We start from the raw sequence: 3,308 nt of genomic DNA, 5'->3' as shown, positions 1-3,308 counted from the left end.
CGCCGGAATTCAGTGAGTTGCCGGCGTCGCTGAAGGGCGCCGATTTCAATTTGGGCGTTCAAATTGGCATCGACCTGGGAGTCGATGGGATGCGGAAACGCTCGGGCATCGGCTTTGCCAATTTCCGCCAGGAGATTGCGAATCGTGAGCGCTTCACCTATGCGCCACTGGACCCGGTCGTGGAAGAGCAGAATTTGCTGCCGGCCGTTCAAGTGATGGAGTCGTTGCCGCCGTCGATTATGGACTTCTTCTTCCGTTCAGATGAGACCGGCGGCGCGCCGTTTACGTTCATCGCCGAACTGGGCGAGGACGGAGCGCCTTTCGACCCCGCGATCGGCGATTTCGGCGGCTATCGCATTTCCGGATTTCTTGACGGCGAGGCCGACGGCGTTCTGGGAGATATCGACGGCCGGCTCACGTTCTTACTCGCTGCCGACGGCGAAGGGGATCCAAATGGCGAATCAATGAGCCTATATCAGTTGTCCGCCAGCACAGAAAATGCCTTTTTCGACGCCGACGGCTTTGCGTTTGAGTTTGGCTTTTTTGTGCCGGGAGACACGTATCCATTTGACGGCAAAGTGGACGTCCACGACCTGAACAACGTCCGAAACCACTTTGGCGAGGAAGGTGAATTCGGCACGCCGGGCGATACGCCGCGGTTCGACGGCAAGGTCGATATCGGCGACTTGAACGCCGTTCGCAACAACTTCGGTTTTGGGAGCGAGTCCCCGAGCGCGGTGCCGGAACCCCCGTCGATTGTGCTGCTGGCGTCGCTGAGCGTCTGCGCACTGCTCCACGTGCGTCGCAAGACCTCCGCCTGATCGCTCGAACGCTTAGGAATACGAATAGTACTCGTCGCAAGCGACCAGGATCGCTTGCAGCCGCTCGTGCGACAAGCCCTGCTTCATTTTCTGTAGCCAGAACTGCGCGCCGCCCCCTTCAGCAGCGCGGTGCAGATAGTATTGGTAGTAGGTGTTGATTTGCTCCAGGCGATATTCGTCGCTGGTCAGGAAGCCCATCGCGACATTCGCCAGCGCCGTGTGCTGCAGGACGTTCACCCAGTAGTTGACTTCCGGTGTCGCCGCCCCACGACCTAACAGATCCTCGTAGAGCGCTCCCACCGCGCCTGCCGCCGTGCCGCCGTTCGATTGGAAGTACTCGCCGGAACCGATGAGTCCGGCGCGAATCCATTCCGGGCCGCCCATCCGGTCCCAGACGCCCAGCCAGAAGTTCTCGCCAGACGCATCGACGGAGCGGCCGAGGTATTCCTCGTAACACTGATCGATGTAACAGGCCCGCTCCTCGCGGCTGGATACGAAGGCGTAGGCGATGGTTTCGCGGCTCACGCCGACATTGATGACATCGGCCCAGTAGCCGATTTCCGCCTGCACGGCCGGACGATCCAACACGTCGAGGTAAAGGTTTTGCGCCCAGCCGGACGGGCCAGACGTGCTGGCCAATACTGTGATGTTGACCGTAGCTTCATTCGACAGATTGCCGTTGAGATCTCGCACTCGGTAGCGGAATTGGTCCGCGCCGGCTTGCGTCATTTGGGGTCGGAAGGTGATGAGGCCGGTGTCATTGTCGACCGTCAGCGTGCCATTGCTGGTAGTTGAAGTGATCACGACCGTGCCCGGGTCAATGTCGCCGTACAAGTCGGAATCGTTCGCCAACACGTCGATTTGGCTGGGCTTGCGAACCGTCGTGGTGATGGAGTCGCCGCTGGCCGTCGGCGCCGTGGTATCCGCGGTGACGGATAGCGTGAACGTGTCGCTCGATGTCGCGCCGGACGGATCGCGCACGTTCAAGGTAATCGTGCTGCTGCCGAGTACGCCCGCGGCAGGCGTGATCTTCAGCGTTCGGCTGGCGCCAGTTCCACTAACGACGAGGCCGGCCAACGGGGCCACGTTGAGGTTGGAGCTTTGCACTGTAACCGTCAGTGTGTTGGCGCTCGATTCCAGATCGCCCACGGTAAATACCACGTCGGCGAACGGCGCCCCGACCTGGGCGGAACGATTGCTGACATTGGAAATCGTCGGTGGATCGTTGACCGCCTGCACCGTGAGCTGGAACGTCCGCTGCGACGAATAGACGCCGTCGCTGACGGTGACGGTAATCGTGGTCGTGCCCGTTGCATTCGCGGCGGGCGCGGCGGTGATCGTCCGATTCGCGCCGGAGCCCCCAAGTACGAGATTGCCGTTGGGGACTAGTCCGGTGTTGGATGACGTCGCCGAAAGTATCAGATTCGCCACTGGCGAATCGAGGTCGGAGACTGTGAAGGCGATCGCGCCGGTGGACGTATCCTCGTTGACCGTGCGGTTCGAGATCGAGCCGATCGTCGGCGCCGTCGACGCCGGCGTGCGTAGCATCACGTAGGCCGAGAAGTTGCCCGAAAGCGGTACGTTGATCGTTCCTCCGCCAGCGTACACGCCGACGAACTCCGGCGTGCCGTAGAAATCCTCCACGCGCTGCAGCGAGAACGTATCGCCCGGGTTCAAAAAGGAGGCCACGTTGACCTGCACCGAGGCGGCCCCGGTGAAGTTCATGACTGCCAAGTTGGCGCGGTTGCTATCGTACAGATTCGGGTTAAAGAGCACCTTCGGCGCCGTGGGAACCGCATCGCCGCTCTCGGGCGTCGCCGCAAATCGCCAGTAGAAGTTGTCCTCGATGATCGGGTTTTCGAACGTGGCTCTGATCGTGTACTCGCTCTTCCAGATCGTGTTGTCCGTCGCGATCAGGCCGGTTCCGCCCTCGCCGCTGTATCCCAAAGAAAGCGCGCTGCCATAAAACCAGTTGTCTCGAACCGTGAGATCGTTATTGCTGTCTTCGTTGTTGCCGCCGAACAGCACGGCTCCGCCCTTACTGAACGTCGGAGTTGAGAAGCTGAGATTGCGCTCGAAGATCATTCGTTCGACAAGCGCCGAGCTGGAACCGTAGCCTTGCAGGTTCTGGCCCCAATTGTCGAACAGAAAATTGTCTCGATAGATCTTGTCCGAGGCCGTGTTGTTTTGCGTGTAAACGCCGTGTCCGTGATCGCGGTCAGGCCCCGTGTAGCCATTGTCGTAGATTAGATTTCCGTAGAGCTGACTGTCGCCAGTCACGCTTTGCCAAAAGCCGATCCCCTGCATGTTCGCATGCACGACGTTGTTGATGATCTGAATGTCGTGTCCGCTGCGGAACTCGATACCGCCCCAGGGACGCACCAGATCGGGAGGCGCGATCGATCCGGGATACGCCGAGACGCGAGACTGAGTCAGATTCTCGGACACGATCACTTCGAGGTCGCGAATCACCAGATGCTTGGCGAT

General features: G+C 60.2%; 2 protein-coding genes. One reads left to right on the top strand and one right to left on the bottom strand.

Annotated elements, in window-relative coordinates; translation table 11 throughout:
- Positions 1 to 821: hypothetical protein (locus tag SGJ19_03525; protein ID MDZ4779304.1), on the top strand; the 821-nt coding region annotated here is incomplete at its 5' end.
- Between the two features lie 12 nt (positions 822 to 833).
- On the opposite strand, the gene SGJ19_03520 is transcribed toward SGJ19_03525, so the two are convergent.
- Positions 834 to 3,308: DUF4214 domain-containing protein (locus tag SGJ19_03520; GenBank protein MDZ4779303.1), on the bottom strand; the 2,475-nt coding region annotated here is incomplete at its 5' end.

The organism is Planctomycetia bacterium, from assembly GCA_034440135.1.
In the GTDB taxonomy this organism is placed as follows: Bacteria; Planctomycetota; Planctomycetia; order Pirellulales; family JALHLM01; genus JALHLM01.
Note: the sequence above shows the minus strand (reverse complement) of the source record. Positions and strands in the feature narration are given on the sequence as shown.